The 21,825-nt window shown below is 72.2% G+C and carries 18 protein-coding genes, 4 tRNA genes and 1 pseudogene; 9 read left to right on the top strand and 14 right to left on the bottom strand.

What is annotated here, in order from left to right; all coding sequences use genetic code 11:
- Positions 1 to 5: 5 nt before the first annotated feature.
- Entirely contained in the window at positions 6 to 1,019 is a 1,014-nt protein-coding gene (locus tag ET495_RS05710; protein ID WP_245993332.1) for a lipid II:glycine glycyltransferase FemX, read from the top strand.
- Between the two features lie 42 nt (positions 1,020 to 1,061).
- Here the strand turns inward: ET495_RS05710 and murJ are convergent, their stop codons facing one another.
- The 3 genes from murJ to ET495_RS05695 form a co-directional block, all read right to left on the bottom strand.
- The gene (gene murJ / locus ET495_RS05705; protein ID WP_245993331.1) at positions 1,062 to 2,834 is read right to left on the bottom strand and encodes a murein biosynthesis integral membrane protein MurJ; all 1,773 of its coding nucleotides are present in this window, start codon (positions 2,832 to 2,834) and stop codon (positions 1,062 to 1,064) included.
- Positions 2,835 to 3,077: 243 nt separating this feature from the next.
- The gene (locus ET495_RS05700; RefSeq protein ID WP_129203328.1) at positions 3,078 to 3,608 is read right to left on the bottom strand and encodes a hypothetical protein; all 531 of its coding nucleotides are present in this window, start codon (positions 3,606 to 3,608) and stop codon (positions 3,078 to 3,080) included.
- A gap of 9 nt (positions 3,609 to 3,617) precedes the next feature.
- Entirely contained in the window at positions 3,618 to 4,448 is an 831-nt protein-coding gene (locus tag ET495_RS05695) for a dihydrofolate reductase family protein (RefSeq protein WP_129203326.1), read from the bottom strand.
- Positions 4,449 to 4,594: 146 nt separating this feature from the next.
- Here ET495_RS05695 and zapE point away from each other — a divergent pair.
- Positions 4,595 to 5,574: pseudogene (gene zapE, locus ET495_RS05690) on the top strand (cell division protein ZapE).
- 7 nt (positions 5,575 to 5,581) lie between these two features.
- On the opposite strand, the gene ET495_RS05685 reads toward zapE, so the two are convergent.
- The 3 genes from ET495_RS05685 to glgX are packed head-to-tail and all read right to left on the bottom strand — an operon-like array spanning position 5,582 to position 10,318.
- Positions 5,582 to 6,496, bottom strand: coding sequence for a PPK2 family polyphosphate kinase (locus ET495_RS05685; protein WP_129203324.1), 915 nt, complete (start codon positions 6,494 to 6,496; stop codon positions 5,582 to 5,584).
- 14 nt (positions 6,497 to 6,510) lie between these two features.
- Entirely contained in the window at positions 6,511 to 8,082 is a 1,572-nt protein-coding gene (locus tag ET495_RS05680) for a hypothetical protein (RefSeq protein WP_129203322.1), read from the bottom strand.
- A 46-nt stretch (positions 8,083 to 8,128) separates the two neighbouring features.
- Positions 8,129 to 10,318, bottom strand: coding sequence for a glycogen debranching protein GlgX (glgX, locus tag ET495_RS05675; protein WP_129203320.1), 2,190 nt, complete (start codon positions 10,316 to 10,318; stop codon positions 8,129 to 8,131).
- 98 nt (positions 10,319 to 10,416) lie between these two features.
- Between glgX and ET495_RS05670 the strand changes: the two genes are divergently transcribed.
- Positions 10,417 to 10,662 (top strand): hypothetical protein, encoded by a 246-nt coding sequence (locus tag ET495_RS05670; protein ID WP_245993330.1) that lies wholly within the window; start codon positions 10,417 to 10,419, stop codon positions 10,660 to 10,662.
- Positions 10,663 to 10,665: 3 nt separating this feature from the next.
- Here ET495_RS05670 and ET495_RS05665 read toward each other — a convergent pair whose 3' ends face one another.
- The 4 genes from ET495_RS05665 to ET495_RS05650 all read right to left on the bottom strand — a co-directional run bounded on the left by ET495_RS05665 (position 10,666) and on the right by ET495_RS05650 (position 11,345).
- Positions 10,666 to 10,944 carry a hypothetical protein gene (locus tag ET495_RS05665; RefSeq protein WP_129203318.1) on the bottom strand — a complete coding sequence of 93 codons (279 nt, stop codon included), beginning with the start codon at positions 10,942 to 10,944 and terminating at the stop codon, positions 10,666 to 10,668.
- Between the two features lie 119 nt (positions 10,945 to 11,063).
- A tRNA-Val gene (locus tag ET495_RS05660) sits at positions 11,064 to 11,138 on the bottom strand.
- A gap of 22 nt (positions 11,139 to 11,160) precedes the next feature.
- Positions 11,161 to 11,231 (bottom strand) — tRNA-Cys (locus ET495_RS05655).
- Positions 11,232 to 11,272: 41 nt separating this feature from the next.
- Positions 11,273 to 11,345: transfer RNA gene (locus ET495_RS05650), tRNA-Gly, on the bottom strand.
- Between the two features lie 114 nt (positions 11,346 to 11,459).
- Here ET495_RS05650 and ET495_RS05645 point away from each other — a divergent pair.
- From ET495_RS05645 to ET495_RS05630, 4 genes are all read left to right on the top strand, one after another.
- Positions 11,460 to 12,599: a chorismate-binding protein gene (locus ET495_RS05645; protein ID WP_129203317.1), complete on the top strand. Its 1,140-nt coding sequence runs from the start codon at positions 11,460 to 11,462 to the stop codon at positions 12,597 to 12,599.
- Positions 12,596 to 13,210, top strand: a complete 615-nt coding sequence (locus ET495_RS05640; protein WP_129203316.1) for a dihydrofolate reductase family protein — start codon at positions 12,596 to 12,598, stop codon at positions 13,208 to 13,210. The genes ET495_RS05645 and ET495_RS05640 overlap by 4 nt, the downstream gene beginning before the upstream one ends.
- Before the next feature lie 4 nt (positions 13,211 to 13,214).
- Positions 13,215 to 14,075, top strand: coding sequence for an aminotransferase class IV (locus tag ET495_RS05635; RefSeq protein WP_129203314.1), 861 nt, complete (start codon positions 13,215 to 13,217; stop codon positions 14,073 to 14,075).
- Positions 14,076 to 14,207: 132 nt separating this feature from the next.
- Positions 14,208 to 14,279, top strand: a tRNA-Val gene (locus ET495_RS05630).
- Positions 14,280 to 14,572: 293 nt separating this feature from the next.
- On the opposite strand, the gene ET495_RS05625 is transcribed toward ET495_RS05630, so the two are convergent.
- Positions 14,573 to 15,823 (bottom strand): IS256 family transposase, encoded by a 1,251-nt coding sequence (locus tag ET495_RS05625; RefSeq protein WP_129205902.1) that lies wholly within the window; start codon positions 15,821 to 15,823, stop codon positions 14,573 to 14,575.
- A 54-nt stretch (positions 15,824 to 15,877) separates the two neighbouring features.
- On the opposite strand from ET495_RS05625, the gene ET495_RS05620 reads away from it, so the two are divergent.
- Complete coding sequence (locus ET495_RS05620; protein ID WP_129203312.1) at positions 15,878 to 17,095, top strand: tyrosine-type recombinase/integrase; 1,218 nt, start codon at positions 15,878 to 15,880, stop codon at positions 17,093 to 17,095.
- A gap of 246 nt (positions 17,096 to 17,341) precedes the next feature.
- On the opposite strand, the gene ET495_RS17555 is transcribed toward ET495_RS05620, so the two are convergent.
- Positions 17,342 to 18,736: a hypothetical protein gene (locus ET495_RS17555; protein ID WP_162616312.1), complete on the bottom strand. Its 1,395-nt coding sequence runs from the start codon at positions 18,734 to 18,736 to the stop codon at positions 17,342 to 17,344.
- 269 nt (positions 18,737 to 19,005) lie between these two features.
- Between ET495_RS17555 and ET495_RS05610 the strand changes: the two genes are divergently transcribed.
- Positions 19,006 to 20,256: an IS256 family transposase gene (locus tag ET495_RS05610; protein WP_129205876.1), complete on the top strand. Its 1,251-nt coding sequence runs from the start codon at positions 19,006 to 19,008 to the stop codon at positions 20,254 to 20,256.
- Between the two features lie 32 nt (positions 20,257 to 20,288).
- Here the strand turns inward: ET495_RS05610 and ET495_RS18490 are convergent, their stop codons facing one another.
- Both ET495_RS18490 and ET495_RS05600 read right to left on the bottom strand, forming a co-directional pair.
- On the bottom strand, positions 20,289 to 20,540 hold the full coding sequence (locus ET495_RS18490; protein WP_245993329.1) for an SDR family oxidoreductase: 252 nt from the start codon (positions 20,538 to 20,540) through the stop codon (positions 20,289 to 20,291).
- A 32-nt stretch (positions 20,541 to 20,572) separates the two neighbouring features.
- Complete coding sequence (locus ET495_RS05600; RefSeq protein WP_129190590.1) at positions 20,573 to 21,778, bottom strand: IS110 family RNA-guided transposase; 1,206 nt, start codon at positions 21,776 to 21,778, stop codon at positions 20,573 to 20,575.
- Between the last annotated feature and the right edge of the window lie 47 nt (positions 21,779 to 21,825).

Below are 21,825 nucleotides of genomic sequence, written 5' to 3'. Positions count from 1 at the left end.
CGGGAATGTCAGTGACCGTCACCGAGGTTCGCGACCGAGCGGCCTGGGATCGTGCCGTCTCCGGGCTGGGGGGCCACCCCTTGCAGCTCTGGGGCTGGGGATCGGTCAAGGAGGGCGGGCCGTGGACTGCCCGCCGCATTCAGGTCGCGGACGCGAACGGCGCGGTGGTCGGCCTCGCGCAGGTCCTGGTGCGCCACCTTCCCGCGCCCTTCAAGGCGCTCGCGTATGTGCCGCGCGGCCCCGTCGTCGGACCCGACGGCGTGGGGTCCGACGACGACCGCGCCGCCGTGGCCCACGCCGTCGTCGACTGGTGCACGCAGAACGCCGGGGCCATCGGTGTCACGTTCGAGCCGGACTGGGCCGCGGGGACGGCACTGGGCCTGCCGGCCGCGCGACCGGGCCGCAACACGATCCTGTACCCGTCGACGCTCATCCTCGACCTGGGGCGCGAGCCGGACGCGCTGCTGGCCGACATGCGCAAGTCCACGCGGTACGAGATCCGCAAGGCTGCGCGCGACGGTCTGGTGATCCGCAGGATCACCACGCAGGAGGAGGTGCGCCAGGTGCTCGACGTGTACCGCACCACCGCGCAGCGCGCCGGCTTCGTGCTGCACGACGACGAGTACTACCTCGCGGTGCACCGCGAGCTCGGGGACGCGTCGCGCCTGGTCTCCGCGTTCGACGAGGACGGAAACCCGTGCTGCTTCGCCTGGGCGGTGGCATCCGGCGAGACGGCGTTCCTGCTGTACGGCGGTGCGAACGAGGCGGGCCGCCGTCTGCGCGCCACGGCAGCGGTGTACTGGGCGTCCATCGAGGACGCGCGCGCGAAGGGCGTGCGGCGCTACGACCTCAACGGCCTGCTCAACGACGGCATCGGCGAGTTCAAGCGCAGCTTCGCCAAGCACGAAGACGAGCTGGTCGGCAGCTGGGACGTGCCGCTCAATCGGCCCCTGTACGCACTGTGGGAGCGCGCGTTGCCTGCCGCGAAGAAGGCGGTGCGTGCGGTGCGGTCGCGCTGAGAGGCGACGTCCTCGGCGAGCGCCGCGGGCCGTGGCCGCGGCCTAGCGGCGGCCGAGGCGACGCAGCAGGGGCTTGAGCGCCGCATCCAGCTCACGCACCCGCATGAGCCGCAGCCCCGCGAAGTAGACGCCGAGCATCGTCCCGCCCGCGAGGACGCACGTGGTGACGGCCCGCAGCCACGTGAGGTCGCCGTAGCCGCCGATGAGCCGTGTCACCCAGTACCCGGCACCCGATGCCAGGAGGGCGGCGATGATCGCGCGCAGGTGGAGCCGGACGATGCGGGGACCGTCGATCCCGCCCAGCTTCTTGCTCATGCCGCCGGCGCGCAGCAGCACCGACACCCATGCGGAGAGCGAGTACCCGGCGGCGGCGGCGACCGCCCAGTACCGGGAGTCCAAGGTCTGCACGGCGAGCCACAGCACGCCGCTGAGGGCGATGGTCGCGACGATCTGGATGACGAAGATTCCCCGTCCGTCCTCGAAGGCGAAGTACATGCGCTTGATCATCGCGGTGGCACCGAGCGCCACCAGGCCGAATGCGAGCGCACGCAGCACCGGCGCCGACAGCTCGACCGCGGAGGGCTGGAGCGTGGGCAGGAGCGCCTTCATGCCGGGTTCGGCAAGGACGACGAACAGGGCCGTCGAGATGACGGAGAAGATGCCCGCCGACCGCAGGCCCGTCGACATGGCGTCGCGGACGTCGTCGAGATCACCGGCCGCCGCGGAGCGCGACATGCGGGGGAACAGCGCCTGCATGATCGACAGGATGACCAGCGAGTGGGGGAGCAGGTAGATGGTCAGCGCGTTCGTGAAGACGGCGTTGCCGGCTGTCGCGACGGCCTCGCCGGCGGCCGCCTGGCCCGCCGCGCCGGTGACGTTGCGCAGGTAGATGAGCCCGATCTGCTCCAGGACGACGGCGCCGAGCGTCCAGCCGACCACCCTGCTCGCGGATCGCAGCCCGATGCCGTGCAGCCCCCAGCGCAGGTGCCAGTGGTAGCCGCCGCGTCGTAGCGCGACGAGCAGCACTGCCGACTGCGCGATGATGCCGAGGGTCGCGGTGCCGGCCAGCAGCACGGTCTGCCGCGTCGACCACAGGGTCAGGTCGTCCAGCGGCCCGTCGGCTCCCCCGTACAGGATGATGAACGCGCCGAACCCGATGACGGAGATGACGTTGTTGGCGATGGGTGCCAGTCCGCTCGCGGCGAACTGACCGCGCGCGTTGAGGGTCTCGCTCAGGATCGAGAACAGGCCGTAGAAGAGCACCTGCGGGATGCACCAGAACCCGAAGGTCACCGCGAGTGCGCGGGCCTGGGGCGACCAGTCGCCGGCCAGGGTGAAGAGCCTGATGAGCAGCGGAGTCGCGGCCACGAGCAGGGCGGTCACGCCCACGAGCGCGGCCAGCGAGATCGTCAGCAGCTTGTCGAGGCGCTGCTTGCCGTCGTCGGCCTGGAGCGCGCGCATGATCTGCGGCATGAGCACGGCTTGCAGGACGCCGGCCGCGAGCAGCGCGAACAGCATGTTGGGCAGCGTGTTGGCGACGTCGAACGCGTTCGCGACGGTGCCGCTGATGCCGATCGCGCCGACGAGCAGCATGGCGCGCACCTGCCCCGACGCGCGAGACAGGAAGGTGCCGATCGTCAGGATGAGCGTGTTGCGTCCCAGGTCCGCCCCGGTGCCTGCCGCGGCGCCCGAGGGCTGAGACGCGGGGGCGTCGCCCGGCGCGAACTCGACGATCGGCAGGAGCTCGGTGGGATCGGTCGGGCCGGTCAGGACCGGGTAGCCGACGCGCGATCCGGCGGCCACCGGACGGCGCACGGGAGGTGCCGCCGGGGCAGGTACCGGTGCAGGGGACGGCCTGGTTCTCGTCCCGTGGTGCCGCACGTGTCGCGGCGTCTCGCGTGACGGTCGACTCTTCGCCATCCCTGCCCCCCTGCGCGGCGCGCGCGCTGATACCCACCGGCTGACGTCCCACTGTAAGAGCACGACCGGCGTCACACGCGTAGGTGCAGCGTGAACCACGCCATGTCCGGCGCGTGCGGGTTGCGCCTTCGGGGAGAGTCAGCCGAGCTCGGAGGTCCCGGCGTAGAGGTGGAGCACGGGCACCTGGAGCGCGTCACGTGCCCGCGAGGCCCAGTCGGCGTGGAACGTGTCCGCGAACGCGTGCGGATACGTCACCACGACGACCTCGCGGATCCCGCCGCCGGCGATCGCGTCGCGCAGCGCAGGCAGCGGGTCGTCAGCCATCACCTCGCCCTCGGCGGGCATGCCGGCGGCGTGCAGCGCGGTGACCGACCGTGCGAGCTTGTCGGCGGCGTCTGCGGCGGCCTGTGCGGGCGCGGGCCGGCCTCCCGTCAGGTCCTGCCACGCCTTGCGCAGCTCACCGGTGCCGACGTGCTCCAGGAGTGCGGCGAGCAGGTGACGCTCGGTCTCCGCGGGCACGAGCACGCGGAACGCGACCGGGTCGGGCGTGCCGTCGCCGTCGGGGTCGCGGTAGATGTCGAGCAGATGCTCGACGTCGGCCGCCGTGAGCGGAGCCTCGGTCAGCACCAGGACGACGTCGGACAGGTCGGCACCGGGAACACTCGCCATGGGCTGAACCTAACGTGCCTGCGGCCGCCCGGCGCGGGCACGTGGCGCGCGCAACAGCCAGCGGGCCAGCATCGTCCCGGCATCCGGGGCGTGCAGCAGGTGGGCCAGCCGCGCCGGGCTGGGCGGCCCGGCGCCGGGCGGGCCACCGGCGACGATGCGGTCGGGACCCGGGCCGACGAGCAGCGCGGCGGTGGTCAGGCACAGCTCGTCGACCAGGCCTGCGGCGAGGAGGTCCGCCAGCAGGTGGGGCCCGCCCTCGCACAGCACGCGGCTCAGGCCCCGCGCGGTGAGCGCCGCCAGGCCCGCACCCAGGTCGACGTCGTGCGGGGGAGTGCCCGCTGACGCCCCACCCCCGTCCGCGCCGTCGCCCCCAGGGGGAACCGGGGCGACGATCACGCGCTCCGGCGGCACCGCTGCCAACGCTGCCTGCGCCCCGTGCGCGCCGGTGATGACGAGCGGGGGCCGGTCGCCCTCGAGCAGGGTCTGGGGGACGTCGCCGCTGCGCGTCACCACGGCGAGCTCGAGGGAGTCGGCGCGCAGGTGACCCAGCCCGCGCGGCCGCCCGAGCTGCGTGTACCGCTCGGCACGCGCGGTCCCGGCACCGACGACGACGACGTCGGCGAGCGCGCGCAGCACCCGGAACACCCGCCAGTCGGCGTCGTCGTTGATCGAACCGGACACGTGGTCAGGTCCCCAGGCACCACCGTCGACGGTGGCGATCATGGTGGCGCGCACGACCCCCGGCGCATGGGCGTACAGCCGCGCGAGCGTCGCCTCACCGGCGTCCGGGGGCAGGGTGCGGGCCTCGGGGACGAGCAGGTTCAGCGCCGGCGACGACATGCTCGCAGTGTTTCACGTCACACACGGGCACGTGCTGACGCCACGTAGCCTTGATGCCCGTGACGAGCACCACGGGGTTTCGACGGGCAGAGCCTCCGACGGGCGCCGGTGACGCCGTGACGCGTTCCCTGGCGGACGTGCGGCCCATGGCCGCACCCCAGCGGCTTCTCGCCGACCTGCGCCCGCCGCGACACTTCGCGCGGACGCGCTTCGCCAGCTACCGCGCCAACCCGGCGTTCCCGAGCCAAGCCGCCGCGCTGTCCCGGCTCCAGAACGTCGCCGCGCAGATCGCCCACCCGCCTCGGCGCGGCCGCTTCGCCCGCAAGGTGGCCCCGGCCCCGCCGTCTACCTCGATGGCGGGTTCGGCGTCGGCAAGACGCACCTGCTCGCCTCGCTCGCCCACGCCGTCGGCCTGGCCGACACCGCCTACGGCACGTTCGTCGAGTACACCAACCTCGTCGGCGCGCTCGGGTTCCTGCCCACGGTCGAGGCGCTCGCCGCCAAGAAGCTGGTCTGCATCGACGAGTTCGAGCTCGACGACGCCGGGGACACCACGCTCATGAGCCGCCTGCTGCGCGAGCTCACCGACCGCGGAGTCGCCCTCGCCGCCACCAGTAACACCCTGCCGGGCGCCCTCGGCGAGGGACGGTTCGCCGCCGAGGACTTCCTGCGCGAGATCCAGGCCCTCGCCGCGCGGTTCGAGGTGCTGCGCGTCGACGGCGACGACTACCGGCACCGCGCCGTCGTGACCGACTCGCCGCCGCTGCCGGCCGCCGTCGTCGAGGCCGTCGCCGCGCAGCGCCCCGACGCCACGCTCGACGACTTCGCCGGCCTGCTCGACCACCTCGCGACCGTGCACCCCAGCCGCTACGGCGCGCTGCTCGACGACGTCGGCCTGGTCGCGCTGACCGGCGTGCGGCCCGTGACGCGCCAGGAGGTCGCGCTGCGCCTGGTCGTCCTCGTCGACCGCCTGTACGACCGCGACGTGCCGGTGCTGCTCGCCGGAGCCGGAGAACGCGTCCTGTTCTCCGACGAGATGCTGCGCGGCGGCTACCGCAAGAAGTACTACCGGGCGCTGTCGCGTCTGGGGGCGCTGGCCGAGGAGGGGCGGGCGCTCGCGGCCTGAGCCGCGCTCAGCCCGTCTCGTCGAGCAGGCGCAGCTGCTCCTCGACGTCGAAGCCGGCGGGCGGCCACCCCAGGTCGAACGAGCGCAGCGCGTCCAGGACGAGCTCGGTCACGGCGAGCCGCGCGAACCACTTCTTGTCCGCCGGCACCACGTGCCAGGGCGCCACGTCGGTCGAGGTGCGCTCGAACGCCTCCTGGTAGGCGTCGAGGTAGTCGCCGAACCGTGCGCGCGTCTTGAGGTCGCCTGGGTTGTACTTCCAGTACTTGTCGGGCCGCTCCAGCCGTTCGCGGAGGCGCGCCTTCTGCTCGTCGCGCGAGACCATCAGCGCGACCTTGACGATCGCCGTGCCGGCCGCGGCGATCTCGGCCTCGAACGCGTTGATCTCGTCGTAGTGCGCCCGCCACGTCTCCTCGGGCTCCAGCCCGTCGACGCGGACCACCAGCACCTGCTCGTAGTGCGAGCGGTCGAAGACACCGAGGTACCCCGGTTGGGGCAAGGCGTTGCGGATGCGCCACAGGTACCCGTGCGCGGCCTCCTCGGGCGTGGGGACGCCGAAGGCGCGGTGCGCCACGCCCTGCGGGTCGACCAGCCCGACGACGTGCCGCACGATCCCGCCCTTGCCCGACGTGTCGAGCCCCTGGAGCACCAGCAGCACCGACCGGTTGCCGCCCGTGCGGCCGTCCGCGAACAGCCGCTCCTGCAGCTCGGACAGCTCGGCGGCGCGCGCGGCGACGAGCCGCTCACCGTCGTCGCGGTCACCGTCCCACCCCGGCGTCCCGTCGCAGTCCAGATCGTGCACGTCCTGGTCCTTGCGCCACCGCAGCACCCGCGACGGCGCGTCGTCCCAGCGCTTCTCCAGGTCGCGCAGGATGTCGTCGTCGGGGGTGCGCTCCAGGTCGTGCTTGCTGTGTCGTCCACTCATCGCGACCTCGCTCTTCACCGTGGCGCTGATGCCGCCTGGTGCGTGAGCGTAACCCCAGGTCGCGGCACACGCGCGCGCAGCACCGCCGTCGTGCGCGGGTGAAGATGCAGCGTGCCGGCGTCGAGCGTCGTGCCGGGCGCCCAGGCGGCCGCCAGGTCCCACGCGCTCGGCGGGCCGGCCAGCAGCGCGGCCACGGGTACGTGCGCCTCGTCGTCGCCCCAGGCGAGCACGACGGCATGGCGCCCGCGCCGCACGGCGAGCGTCGAGCCGGCGACGCGCAGGTCGAGCGCGAGGTCGAGCTGCGCGGTGGCCTCGCCGCGCAGGCCCGCGAGCTCGGCGCACCAAGCACGCAGGCGCCGAGCGTCCGGCGAGCCGTCGCCGACGGGGGCGTGGTCGGTGTCCAGCACGAGCGGGGTGCCCGCGAGCATCGCGAACGCGAGCGTCGTCGCGCGCGCGTCCAGATCGCCGGGGGAGTGCCGCTCGCCCGGCGGCACCCACGGCATGGCCCGGCGCGCCCCGGGCAGCCGGGTGAGGTCGCCGACGACGATCGATGCCGCGCGGCGCGTCGTGGGGTGCGACCTGCGTACGAACCGGTCGGCGCGCAGCGGCAGCCGGGCGGCAGGGGTGAGCGAGCCGGTCAGACGGCGCAGGTGCTCCACGTCGGCCGCGCTGGGCGCCGCGTCCCGGCCGAGCAGGCGTCCGAGCGCCTCGGTGAGACGGTCCGAGCGGCCCGGGCCGTCGACGAACAACGTGAGCTGCCGCCCGAGCTCCTGGGACGTCGCGAGCGTCTCGTTCGCGAGCTCGGCGAGGTAGGGCACCGCCGACCTGTCGGCGAGCGCCTCGACGTCGAGCGCCAGGCCGTCGACGTGCAGCCGGCCGAACCAGTGCTCGGCGTCGGCGAACAGGAAGTCCCGCACCCCGCGGCTGCCCGACTCGTCGAGGTTGAGCCGCCCGGCGACGGCATACGGCCCGAACGCCTCGAGCCCGAGCGAGGGCGCCACGGCCCAGCGGTGCGCCGTGGTCAGCACGACGGCGAGCCCGGCAGCGTGCGCCGCGTCGACGAACCGCGCGAGCGCAGGGGTGCCGCCGAGCGGCTCGTGGACGGAGCACGCCCGCACGCCCGCAGCCGGGCCCGCTGCGGGGTCGTACGCGCACAGGGGGGCGAGCTCGACGCCCTGCACGCCGAGGGCGGCGACGTGGGGCAGGAGGCGTGCGGCGTCGTCGAGGGTGCCCCCGGGCGTCGCGGCCGCGACATCGAGGTGCAGCAGCACGCCGTTGTCGATCGGGGGCGGGCGCCACCCGTCGTCTCTCCAGCCGGACAGCGGCGGCAGCACGCGCGACAGCGCGTGGATCCCGTCGGGGAACCACGTCCCGGTCGGGTCGGGCAGCGGCGGGCCGCCGTCGATCGAGAAGCCGAACGTCGTGCCCGCGTCGAGCTCGTGGTCCGCGCCCCAGTACCCGGGCCGGTGCGCCCCGACCAGCCGCATCGGACTCGCGACGAGTCCGCCGGACCCCTGCGTGACGACGTCGACCGTCCGCGCGTGCGGCGCCCAGAGGATAGGCCGCGGACCGGGCCAGGGGATCATCGGGCCCGGTTGCGGCGGCGGTGAGCCGGTGCTGACGGAGGTCACACTAGACGGCACGTCCGGTCAGGCCGCGGGCGTGCCCGGCACGCCGCAGCGAGGGTCGGGTGAGGACCACCACGGCGCGGCCGGCGACCCGCAACGGCGTGCCCGCGGCGTGGCCCGCGCCGCGGCGGGTCGAGCCGTCGGTGGCCAGGACGGTGCTCCACCGCCTCCCGTAGGCCTTGGGCGGCAGCACGAAGTCCAGCGCCTCGGAGTGCGCGTTGAACAGCAGCAGGAACGCGTCGTCGACGAGCGGGCCGCCGCGCCTGTCGGTCTCGGGCATCGCGTCGCCGTTGAGGAAGACCATGAGGGAGCGGGCGTACCCGTTGGTCCAGTCGGTGCCGTCCATGCGCTCGCCCGACAGGTCGAACCAGTCGATCTCGGGCAGGTCGCCCGAGCCGTCCGCGGCGGGCGACGTCGCACCCAGCCCCGTGCCGGCGAAGAACCCGCGGCGGTGCAGCACGGGGTGCTCGCGGCGCAGGTGGACGAGCCGCCGGGTGAAGGCGAGCAGCTCGGTCTCGTCCTCCGTGAGGTCCCAGTCCATCCACGTCGTCGGGTTGTCCTGCGCGTAGGCGTTGTTGTTGCCGCCCTGCGTGCGACCCATCTCGTCGCCGTGCGCGAGCATGGGCACGCCCTGGCTCAGCAGCAGCGTGGTCAGGAAGTTGCGCCGCTGCCGCGCCCGCAGCGCCAGGATCTCCGGGTCGGTCGTGGGGCCCTCGACGCCGCAGTTCCACGACCTGTTGTGGCTCTCGCCGTCCTTGCCGCCCTCCCCGTTGGCGTCGTTGTGCTTGTCGTCGTAGGCGACGAGGTCGTTGAGGGTGAACCCGTCGTGCGCGACGACGAAGTTGATGCTCGCGATCGGCTTGCGGCCCGTGTGCTCGTACAGGTCGCTGCTGCCGGTCAGGCGGCTGGCGAACTCGGGCAGCGTGGCCGGCTCGCCCCGCCAGAAGTCGCGCACCGTGTCGCGGTAGCGGCCGTTCCACTCCGTCCACAGGGGTGGGAACCCGCCCACCTGGTAGCCGCCGTCGCCCAGGTCCCACGGTTCCGCGATGAGCTTGACCTGGGAGATCACCGGGTCCTGGTGCACGATGTCGAAGAACGCGCTCAGCCGGTCGACCTCGTGGAACTGCCGGGCCAGCGTCGCCGCGAGGTCGAACCGGAACCCGTCGACGTGCATCTCCGTGGTCCAGTAGCGCAGCGAGTCCATGATGAGCTGGAGCACCGCCGGCGAGCGCATGAGCAGCGAGTTGCCGGTGCCCGTGGTGTCGAAGTAGTGCGCGGCGTCGTCGTCGACCAGGCGGTAGTAGGCCGCGTTGTCGATGCCCTTGAAGCTGAGCGTCGGCCCCAGGTGGTTGCCCTCGGCGGTGTGGTTGTAGACGACGTCGAGGATGACCTCGATGCCGGCCTCGTGCAGCGCCTTGACCATGGCCTTGAACTCCAGCACCTGCTCGCCGCGCGTGCCGTAGGAGGCGTACCCGTTGTGCGGGGCGAAGAACCCGATGGTGTTGTAGCCCCAGTAGTTCGCCAGCCCCCGCGCTTGCAGCGTCGCGTCCTGCACGAACTGGTGCACGGGCATCAGCTCGACGGCGGTGACGCCCAGGCGCCGCAGGTGGTCGATCACCGCGGGGTGCCCCATGCCCGCGTAGGTGCCGCGCATCTCCGGCGGGACGTCGGGGTGGCGCATGCTCATGCCTTTGACGTGCGCCTCGTAGAGCACCGTGTCGTGGTAGTCGATCTGCGGCGGCCGGTCGTGGCCCCAGTCGAAGAACGGGTTGACGACGACGGAGGTCAGCGTGTGCGGAGCCGAGTCGGTGCCCGTCGGCGCCTTGCCGGTCACGGCCGCCGACGTGTCCGAGAACGGGTAGGAGAACAGCGACTGGTCGCCGTCGGCCTGCCCGTCGATCGCTCGGGCGTAGGGGTCGAGCAGCAGCTTGGTGGGGTCGCACCGGTGGCCCGACGCCGGCTCCCACGGACCGTGGACCCGGTACCCGTAGCGGGTCCCCGGGCCGACGCCGGGCAGGAACACGTGGAACACGTGCGCGTCGACCTCCCGCAGGTCGACGCGCTGCTCGGCCCCGTCGTCGGACAGGAGGCACAGCTCGACGCGATCGGCGACCGACGAGAACAGGGCGAAGTTCGTGCCCGTGCCGTCGAAGGTCGCGCCGAGCGGGTAGGGGCGTCCTGGCCAGGTCTGCATGTCGTCGATCCTCACAGACGGCCCGGCCGATGTCGCGCAGGCGCAGGCAGTGCGCCGCGCCTGCCACGTCACACGCCTGCGTGGAACAGAATGGGTGCATGAGCACCCAGCCAGACCCCCGCGCAGGGGGCGACGAAACACAGCACCACGCGGGCCGGCTCCTGCACGAGTCGCTGGCCTCGGCGGGCCGGATCGCCCTGCGCCAGCCCGAGCCGGACCCCGACGCCGACCCGCGTGCCGGCGGTGACGCCAGCAAGGCGCCGACATCGCTGTCGGCCGTCGAGCTGCACCCGATCGAGGGAGACTCGAGCGGCACATCGTGGGACGACCCCGAGGAGCTGTGAGCCTCAGCGCGGCCGGCGGTCGGCCGCCACAGGGATGAGGCGCGGCATCCCCGCCGGCGCCACCTCGCTCACGGCGAGGTAGCGCGCCTCGGCCCGATGCAACCGGATGTGCTCGTCGAGCGACCACTCGGGTCCGTTGGTGAGCACCATCCCGCACGAGCAGTCGATCTCGACACCGCCGTCAGGACGCCTGCGCAGGTCGCCCACGGTGACGTGGGACGCCCGGGCCGCCGCCTTAGCGCGGTGCATGCTCGCGGAGACCGCCGGTTCGTGAGGTGCCACGGTCGCAGAGCCTAACCGGCCCGGCGCCCCACGTCGGGCGCACGGCGGCCGGTGCGAGCGGACATGGCGAAGGCCGCCCCGGATCTCCCCGGAACGGCCTCTGACCTGGCGTTACGTGCTGGTGGGCGATACTGGGATCGAACCAGTGACCTCTTCCGTGTCAGGGAAGCGCGCTACCGCTGCGCCAATCGCCCGTGCCTGATCGCTCAGGACGCGAGGTGGGTACGGGATTCGAACCCGTGTGTACGGCTTTGCAGGCCGCTGCCTCGCCTCTCGGCCAACCCACCTTGAGACGTGCTCTCCCTGGCGTGCAGAGAGTGGGCCTCCGAGCGGATGACGGGACTCGAACCCGCGACCCTCACCTTGGCAAGGTGATGCTCTACCAACTGAGCCACATCCGCATGGCCGGGCGTGGGGGACAGGTCCCCGGCGTCCGGCGCGTCCCAAACACTAGTTGACGTTCGCCGACATCGTCCAATCGCCCCCAGTCAGCGGCGGTCAGTAGCGTTCGACCCGTGCCCCACAACCCGTCCTGGGCGCGGTTCGCCGGCCGCGTCGCCACCGGAGCCGTCGAGTGCGTAGACCTCGCCGTCGCGCCCGAACGGCTGCGAGGCGGGCTGTGGTTCGTCGTCGTCGACTTCGAGGCCGACCTCGGCGGGGGAGCGACAGGACGCCCCGGACGCGCGCGGGCCTGGCGGTTCGCCCACGTCGCCGACGACGATGCGCGCCACCGGCGGCCCACCCGCTGGACCGGACCGCAGGCCGGGACGTGGCGCAGCTCCCTGGACCGCGACGCCTACCAGCAGGCCGTCGCACGCGTGCGCGAGCACGTGCGCGACGGCGACGTCTACCAGGCCAACGTGTGCCGCGTGCTGTCCGCACCCCTGCCCGTCAGCGACACCGGCGACGAGCCCGACGCCGCCGCGCTCGCCGCAGTCCTCGCGGCAGGAAACCCGGCACCGCACGCCGCCGCCGTCCACGTCCCCGCAGGCCACGGCATCGACCCCGTGTGGGTGGTCTCCGCGTCGCCCGAGCTGTACCTCACCCTCGACGGCGACCGCCTGACCTCCGGCCCCATCAAGGGCACCGCCCGCACCCCCGGCGGCCTCACCGCCAAGGACCGCGCCGAGAACATCATGATCACCGACCTGGTCCGCAACGACCTCCAGCGCGTGTGCCGCGCCGGCAGCATCGAGGTCACCGACCTGCTCGCCGTCGAGCACCACCCCGGCCTCGTCCACCTCGTCACCCGCGTGCACGGCACGCTCACCGCCGACGTCGCCGCCTCACCCCACCTGTGGCGCGACGTGCTGGCCGCGACCTTCCCGCCCGGGTCCGTGTCCGGGGCGCCCAAGAGCTCCGCGCTACGCCTCATCGGCCAGCTCGAACCCGTCCCCCGCGGCCCCTACTGCGGGGCCGTCGGATGGATCGACGGCGACGCCGGGCGCGCCGAGCTCGCCGTCGGCATCCGCACCTTCTGGTGGGAGCGCGACCCCGGCGGCGGCACCCTGCGATTCGGCACCGGCGCAGGCATCACCTGGGGCAGCGACCCAGACGCCGAATGGCACGAGACCGAGCTCAAGGCCGCCCGGCTCACCGCGCTGGCCAGCACACCCGATGACTCGCCGCCGCCGACGTCGTCGGAACCGGCATGAGCATCGTCACCTGCGACCTCGCCGTCACCCTCGACGGATACTCCGCCGGCCCCACGCAGACGCTCGAACGGCCCTTCGGCGAGATCGACGCCGACACCCTCCACGCGTGGCACCTGGCGCACATCGACGCCCACCAGGCCGAACATGACGCCATCGTCGGCGCCGACGCCTACATCATGGGCCGCAACATGTTCGCCCCACGCAGCGACGGCCCGTGGCCCGACGACTGGACCGGATGGTGGGGCGACGAACCGCCCTACCGCGCCCCCGTGTTCGTGCTCACCCACCACCCCCACGACCCCGTCGAGCTGACCGGCACCACCTTCCACTTCGTCACCGAAGGCCCAGCCCAGGCCCTCTCCCAGGCGCGCGACGCCGCACACGGCGGACGCGTCGCCGTCGCCGGAGGAGCAACCACCGTCAACCACTACCTGACACTCGGCGAGATCGACGAGATGCGGCTGCACGTCGTCCCCGCCGTCGCCGGACTCCGCACCGGAACACGGGTGTTCGATAGCGTCGGACCCAGCTCCTGGACCGCCGTCAGCGCCCGATGGACACCCGAGGTCACGCACCTGGTCTACCGCCGTCGACAGGTTCCGGCAGACTGACCGCATGGAGACGGTCGTCTGGGTAGACGGGAAACTGGTCGGAGAGTCGGAGCGCGCACTCAGCGCGGTCGACCACGGAATCACCGTGGGAGACGGCGCCTTCGAAACCTGCACCCTCGTCGACGGGCAGGTCTTCGCCCTCACCCGGCACCTGCGACGCCTCGACCGCTCCCTGCGCGGCCTCGGACTCGACCCCGCCCCCGACCTCGAGACACGCATCCGCACCGGGATCGACGCCGTGCTCACCCGCGCCGGAACCATCGACGGCCGCCTGCGCCTCACCGTCACATCCGGCATCGGACCCCTCGGCTCCGGCCGCGCCGACGCACCCGCCACCGTGATCGTCGCCGCCGCCACCTCGACCATGCGCCCCGAGTCGCGCACCGTGCGCTCACCCTGGGTCCGCAACGAACGCTCCGCCGTCGCCGGACTCAAGACCACGTCCTACGCCGAAAACGTGGTGGCGCTCGCGGACGCCGTCGCCCAAGGCGGCGACGAGGCGCTGCTCGCCAACACCGTCGGCGAACTGTGCGAAGGAACCGGATCCAACGTCGTCGTCGAACGCGACGGCGAACTGCTCACCCCCGCCCTCACCAGCGGATGCCTCGCCGGCATCACCCGCGCACTGTTCCTGGAGTGGGGCGCCGAGGACGGGCTCCCCGTGCGCGAGGCCGAACCCGGCGAACTGCCGTTCACCGTACTCGACGACGTCACCGCAGGACGCGCCGCGCTCGCCCTGACCTCGTCCGGGCGCAACATCCAGCCCGTGACCTGGCTCGACGGCGCCAGCGTCGCCCCAGGACCGCTCACGCTGGTCGCGCGAGACCTGTTCGAGCGGCGGGTGCGGGAGCGGATGGACCCCTGAGCGCGAGACCTGCGGCGCGCCGCGAACCGGCCTGCGGAACGCGGGCGCGAGCGAGCGGTGCCTCGAAGAGGCGCAGGACGCGGATCGGGTTTGGTTGCCCGGCGGGATCCTTGCTACTGTCATCCCGCACTCGGGCGATTGGCGCAGTGGTAGCGCGCTTCGTTCACACCGAAGAGGTCACTGGTTCGAACCCAGTATCGCCCACCCTTCACCGAAGGCCCTCTGACCAGCGAATACGCAGGTCAGGGGGTCTTTCGCTTTCCGGTCCCACGTGGACCGAAATGCCCGCTGTGGGGCCCTGTGGGACACCCGAAATCCCACCAGCGTCCCACCAGGGGCGGGGGATCGGCGCACACCTGCACCCCGAGGAGGCGCCCCCATGGCTGGAGTACGACGCGGTTTCGGCACCGTCGAAAGACGCACGAACCGCAAGACAGGCAGGTCAAGCCCCGCGGAGTGGTGTAGCGCTTTCTGATCCTTCGTAGTGCTGGGTCAGGTCAGGCGGCGGCTCCGATCGTGAGGGCCTGGGTCGGGACGACGTCGGTCGTCATGACGGTCAGCGGGGTTCGTGCCCGCTTGAGCGCGTCGAGGGAGAGGTAGCGGCGCCCTTCGGCCCATTCGTCGTGCTGCTCGGCTAGGACGGCGCCTACGAGGCGGACGATGGCGTCCCGGTTGGGGAAGATCCCCACGACGTCGGTGCGGCGGCGGATCTCCTTGTTGAGACGCTCGTTGGGATTGTTCGACCAGATCTGGCGCCAGATCTCTTTCGGGAAGCTCGTGAAGGCGAGGACGTCTGCGCGGGCGGCGTCGAGGTGGTCGTGCACGTCGGGTAGGGCGGCGGCGACCATGTCGAGGAGCTGGTCGAACTGGGCGTGGACCGCGGTCTCGGTGGGCTGGTCGTAGACCGAGTGCAGCATGGCCTTGACCGCGGGCCAGGACGCCTTGGGGCAGGCGGCCATGAGGTTCGCGGCGTAGTGGGTGCGGCAGCGCTGCCAGGTCGCGCCGGGCAGGTTCGCCGCGACGGCCTCGACCAGGCCGGCGTGCGCGTCGGAAGTGACGAGCTTGACGCCGGCCAGGCCGCGCGCGACGAGGTCGGCGAAGAACTCGTTCCACGCCGGCCCCGTCTCGCTGGTCACGACCCGGGTGCCGAGGACCTCGCGGTGCCCGTCACCATTCACACCGGTCGCCACGAGGACGACGGAGTTGATCACGCGGCCGTGCTCACGGACCTTCATCGTCAGCGCGTCCGCGGCGACGAACGTGAACGGACCCGACTCGCCCAGTGGGCGGTGGCGGAACGCGTCGACCTGGTCGTCGAGGTCTGCGGCCATGCGGGAGACCTGCGACTTCGAGAGGCCGTCGATCCCCAACGTCTTGACGAGCTTGTCCATCCGGCGGGTGCTCACACCTGCCAGGTAGCAGTCGGCCACGACGGTGGTCAGGGCGGACTCGGCGCGCTTGCGGCGCTCGAGGAGCCAGTCCGGGAAGTACGTTCCCTCGCGCAGCTTTGGGATCGCGACGTCGATCGTGCCCACCCGGGTGTCCATCTCACGGTGGCGGTAGCCGTTGCGCTGCGCCTGACGGTCTGGGGAGCGTTGGCCCCACTCCGCGCCGACGACGGCGTCGGCGTGCTCGGACAGCAGGGCGTTGATCATCGTCTGCAGCAGTGAGCGCATCAGGTCGGGTGACGACTCGGCCAGCGCGTCCTTGAGCAGACGTGCGGGGTCGACAATGTAGGGAGCGGTCATCGTGTGCTTCTCCATCCAAGAGTGCTTTCGCAAGGTCTCTTGAAGGATCACGCGGTGACCGCCTCTCATCTCCCGGCTGTCACGCCGGCGACGACCACCTGGCCGACCTACACCACTCTGCGGGACTCGACTCGAGGCTTTGGCCAGACCGAGCGCCGGAAGAACGCGAAGACCGGCAAGACGACCGGGTGGCGGGCACGCTACCTCGGCCCCGACAAGGAGCGATACGGCGCCACGTTCACCACGAAGATCGACGCAGAGCGGTGGCTGTACTCCGAGGAGTCGCTGGTCGCGCAGGGCAAGTGGGTCGCGCCGAACCTGCGCGTGGCCGAGCGATCGATGTCGCTCAACGAGTACGCGGAGATCAACCTGCCCTTGCGCACGCTGGCCCCGCGCACGCGTGAGGAGTACGAAGGCCACCTGCGGCGGTTCGTGACCTCGGATCCGCTGGGATCCAAGCCGCTGCGGGCCGTGACCTCGGCCGACATCGCGGAGTGGCTCAAGAAGGTCCGCGCGTCGACCGGACCCGGCGTGGCGTCGCGGACCTACAGCTTCGTCTCGTCGCTGTTCAACGCCGCATACCGTGACCAGCTCGTCGGCCGGAACCCGTGCACGATCCGAGGCGCGTCGGAGTCGCCGCGCGCTTCCGCGAAGACCATCGCCACCCCCAAGGAGACGGCCGCGCTGATGGCCGCGATCCCCGAGCGGTACCGGACTCTGATCCTGGTCGCAGCCTGGGGCGGGTTCCGCTCCGGTGAGTTGCGCCGCCTGACCCGAGCCGACGTCGACCTCAAGGCGCGGCAGATCACGGTGCGGGTGCAGGTCCAGAACCTGCGCGGGCAGGGCAAGGTCATTCGAGACGTGAAGACAGCCGCGGCCCAGCGCGTAGTGTCGCTGCCGACGGCGGTGGCGGACGAGCTGGCGCGACACATCGCGCGGTTTTCGCAGCCGGCGCCCGACGGGCTGGTCTTCCCCTCGCGAGTCGGGACACCGATCAGCCAGTCGGTGCTCTGGAACAAGTTCGCCGGCGCACGCAACGCCATCGGGCGACCTGACCTGCGGCTTCACGACCTGCGGGCGACTGCGGCGACCATGGCGGCCCGCCAGGGCGCGACCATCGCAGAACTCATGGCGCGGCTCGGGCACACGACACCGAACGCCGCGATGAAGTACCAGACCGCCGTCCAAGAGGCCGACGCCCGGATCGCTGACGCGCTCGACGCGCATGTCGTGCTTCCTTCCGTCGAGCCGGTCAAGTCGAAGGGGCGGTAGGTACCTTGGCGTGGGGCGTCGGCCCCACGGGGCTCAAGCCCATAGCCCCATGAGGCACGGGCATACGAGGCGTCTGACCTGCGCGACTGTGAGCCGTCCGCGGGGTCTGGCCCCACGGCGAACGAACCGCAGGCCCCACAGGTGGGGCCAGCGGTTCGAGGTCAGGCCTGCCGCGGTCGCGTGGCCACCACCGCGCACAGTCGTCCTGGTGCTGTCGGTCGCGAGTACCGGTGTTGTCCGCAGACGTCAGGCGCCCTTGGCCGCCCCGTTCCCGGCACCCGGAGCTTCCGCACCGCCACCGGCCGCACCGCCACCCGCGGCACCGCCGTCGCCCCTACCGCCACCGCTACCGCCGCCGGCCGGGGCACCGCCCGGCCCGGGCGGCTGGAACGCGTCCACCCCGGCGAGCGGCCGTTCGAGCAGCAGCAGCACGGACGGCGAGACCGCCACCACGGCAAGCACGAAGATGATGAGCGCGCCCTGCCACCCGTCGAGCTCGCCCAACGCGACGAGTGCGAGCGTGGCCACGGACAACGCCGTCGACAGCCCCAGCCCCCATCCGAGGAACCGCGGGGCGCTCGTCGCGAGCGTGCGCCACTTCTTGCGCTGCTCGATGTACTCCTCCGTGTAGGCGACGACCTTCGTGAAGTACGCGACGCGTTGTTCCTCGAGCGCGACCTGCTGCCGTTCCAGTGCGACGTGTGTGGCTTCCAGCTCCGCGGTCGGGGCGAGGCCCGCGCGGCCGCGCAGAACCTGCACCGCCAGGGCGCCGCGCGCGGCGGGGTCGACGAGCGCCCACAGGTGCGCGTCGGGGGCGGCACTCCACACGTGCTTCGCGCGGAGCAGCTCGGCGGCCAGGCCGCCGCGGTCCGGCTCAGGAACCTGCTCTAGCCACTGCCCGTCGGGCGCGGTGTGCCAGCCGATCGCCCGGTTCAGCAGCTCCTGTTCGGCCAGGAAGGCGTCGGCCACGCGCGCGACCCGGTCGTCGTCGTCGGACGCCCATTCCTCGACGGTGGCGGGCAGCGGCCGACGAGCCTGGGCGAGCTCCTTGACGACGTCGGCGTCGGCGCCGCCGCAGCACGGCTGTGCCTCGGCGCCGCCCCCACCTTTTCCCGCCGCGTTGGGTGCGCCGGGCGGCGCGGGCGGGGCCGGCGCCGTCTGCTCGGATGTGTCCGGTGCTGCGGGCGGCTTGTCCGGCACCTGCGCGACGACGCCGCTACCCGCCGTCGTGCGGGGCCACGCGCGAGGCGGGGTGTCGCCGACAGGCAGGTCGGAGAGGCGCAAGGGCACCGTCGTCGTCCCCCGGAGCAGGTCGGTGAAGACGCCGGGCCCTGGCCCGGCGAGGTTCACCACGACGCGCGGGTCGATCGCCTGCAGCGACTCGGTGAACGTGGACAGGCCGCCGACCATCCCTGTGTCCACGACGACGTGCACCGGCCCGGCAGCGTCGTCCGTCGGCACGATCGCCCAGCGGGCGAGCCCGCCGGAGATGAATCGCTCGACGTCGCCGGGCGTGTCGTCCGAGGCCGGCGAGAGCGCCACGCTCGGTGTGTGCGTGGCGGCGTCGGGGTGGCTGAGTGCGAACTTGAGACTGGCCAACGGGTCGTCGTCGCCGTCTTGCGGCAGTCCGAGCAGTGCCATCGTCGCTCCCCGACCACGCGGTGCCTGATGCGCCCGCCGTGTCTTCAGTCTCCGGCGCACGTCTGGGGGCGGCCAACCTCTGGGCGGGTGAATCGTCGTGTGCTCCTGCGAAGGAGCGATTGGGCTCCACCTCGGTGAGTCGAGTCCCGCAGAGTGGTGTAGGTCGGCCAGGTGGTCGTCGCCGGCGTGACAGCCGGGAGATGAGAGGCGGTCACCGCGTGATCCTTCAAGAGACCTTGCGAAAGCACTCTTGGATGGAGAAGCACACGATGACCGCTCCCTACATTGTCGACCCCGCACGTCTGCTCAAGGGTGCGCTGGCCGAGTCGTCACCCGACCTGATGCGCTCACTGCTGCAGACGATGATCAACGCCCTGCTGTCCGAGCACGCCGACGCCGTCGTCGGCGCGGAGTGGGGCCAACGCTCCCCAGACCGTCAGGCGCAGCGCAACGGCTACCGCCACCGTGAGATGGACACCCGGGTGGGCACGATCGACGTCGCGATCCCAAAGCTGCGCGAGGGAACGTACTTCCCGGACTGGCTCCTCGAGCGCCGCAAGCGCGCCGAGTCCGCCCTGACCACCGTCGTGGCCGACTGCTACCTGGCAGGTGTGAGCACCCGCCGGATGGACAAGCTCGTCAAGACGTTGGGGATCGACGGCCTCTCGAAGTCGCAGGTCTCCCGCATGGCCGCAGACCTCGACGACCAGGTCGACGCGTTCCGCCACCGCCCACTGGGCGAGTCGGGTCCGTTCACGTTCGTCGCCGCGGACGCGCTGACGATGAAGGTCCGTGAGCACGGCCGCGTGATCAACTCCGTCGTCCTCGTGGCGACCGGTGTGAATGGTGACGGGCACCGCGAGGTCCTCGGCACCCGGGTCGTGACCAGCGAGACGGGGCCGGCGTGGAACGAGTTCTTCGCCGACCTCGTCGCGCGCGGCCTGGCCGGCGTCAAGCTCGTCACTTCCGACGCGCACGCCGGCCTGGTCGAGGCCGTCGCGGCGAACCTGCCCGGCGCGACCTGGCAGCGCTGCCGCACCCACTACGCCGCGAACCTCATGGCCGCCTGCCCCAAGGCGTCCTGGCCCGCGGTCAAGGCCATGCTGCACTCGGTCTACGACCAGCCCACCGAGACCGCGGTCCACGCCCAGTTCGACCAGCTCCTCGACATGGTCGCCGCCGCCCTACCCGACGTGCACGACCACCTCGACGCCGCCCGCGCAGACGTCCTCGCCTTCACGAGCTTCCCGAAAGAGATCTGGCGCCAGATCTGGTCGAACAATCCCAACGAGCGTCTCAACAAGGAGATCCGCCGCCGCACCGACGTCGTGGGGATCTTCCCCAACCGGGACGCCATCGTCCGCCTCGTAGGCGCCGTCCTAGCCGAGCAGCACGACGAATGGGCCGAAGGGCGCCGCTACCTCTCCCTCGACGCGCTCAAGCGGGCACGAACCCCGCTGACCGTCATGACGACCGACGTCGTCCCGACCCAGGCCCTCACGATCGGAGCCGCCGCCTGACCTGACCCAGCACTACGAAGGATCAGAAAGCGCTACACCACTCCGCGGGGCTTGACCCCTCGGTGGTGCTGGCGCGGGGGCTGCAGCGACTGCCCGCCGTCGAGCACCACCTCTGTCCCGGTGACGAAGGCTGACTCGTCACCGGCGAGCCAGACCGCGGCCGCAGCGATCTCTTCCGGTGTGCGGGTGAGCATGGCGGGAAGCACGGCCCGAATCGTCCAGTACGTCGACGTCACGTTCTGGTCGAAGGCGGCCTGCCACTCGGACGGCGTAACGTGCAGCACGCTGCCGGGGGTGCCCCTATCTCCTTCGGGTGTCAAGCGGCGGCGGGTCGGGTGGCTGTGGGCGGGTCGTAGAAGGCGCCGTCGCGGAGCATGGCGAACAGGACGTCGCAGCGTCGGCGGGCGAGGGCGAGTAGGGCTTGGGTGTGGGTCTTGCCTTGGGCGCGTTTGCGGTCGTAGTAGGCCCGGGACCTGGGGTCGCGGAGGGCGGCGAAGGCGGAGAGGAACAGGGCGCGTTTGAGGATCTTGTTGCCGCGCCGGGAGGTGTGCTCGCCGCGGATCGATGACCCAGAGCGCCAGGTCACGGGGGCAAGGCCGGCGTAGGCGGCCAGGTGCCCGGCGGTGGGGAAGGTCTTGCCGACGACCTCGGTCAGCAAGCGGGCCGCTGTCCTGACTCCGACTGCTGGCATCGAGGTCAGGACTGGGGAAAGAGGGTGGGCCTCCACGAGGGCCTCGACCTGTTCGGCGACGTCGTCACGTTGTGCGCGCAGCAGCTCGAGCTGCTTGGCCAGGCGGGGGATGACGGCCCCGGCCGCGTCCGTGCCCGCCACGACGACGGTCTGCTCGCCCAGGGCGGTGAAGACCGTCTCGGCCCACCGCGCCCCAGCCCTGGGGGCGCGCTTGCGCAGACGGTCGGCGACCTGCCTCTTGCCGGCCTTCTGGAGCGCGGCGGGTGTGCCCCAGCGGGCCAGGAGGTCGACCATCGCGGGGTGGTCCAGGTGCGGGCCGACCGCTCGTTCGAGGGCGGGGTGGATCTGGGTGAGCAGCCCGCGGATCCGGTTGGTCACTCTCGTGATCTCGCCGGTCAGGTCGTCGTCGAAGCCGCACAGCATCGTCAGCTCGGCGACCTGCTCGTCGCCGAGGTCGACGCTGCGCAGAGTGTGCGGCATCGTGCGGGCCGTCTCCGCGATGATCAGCGCGTCGCGGGCGTCGGTCTTCGCCTCTCCGGGGTGCAGGTCCGCCACACGCCTCATCGTCAGGCCCGGCAGGTAGCCGACGGTCACACCCTGGGCTTGGGCGACCGCGACGGGCAGCGCGCCGATCGTGGCCGGCTGGTCCACCACGAGGAGGACCCGGCCGCGGTCCATGAGCGGCTCGAGCAGCGCCCGCAGCCTCGCCTCGGAGTTCGGCAACGGCTTGTCGAACAGCCTCTCGCCGGCCTTGTCGAGGGCGACGGCGTGGTGCTCGCCCTTGCCGACGTCCAGGCCGATGAAGACCGCGATGTCGTCGTACCCGACGATCTGCGAGACCACCTGTGCATCCTCCCAGCCGAACCGACACGAGGCGG

The sequence above is a fragment of the Xylanimonas allomyrinae genome, assembly GCF_004135345.1.
GTDB lineage: Bacteria > Actinomycetota > Actinomycetes > Actinomycetales > Cellulomonadaceae > Xylanimonas > Xylanimonas allomyrinae.
This window is presented reverse-complemented; position numbering and strand designations above follow the sequence as displayed.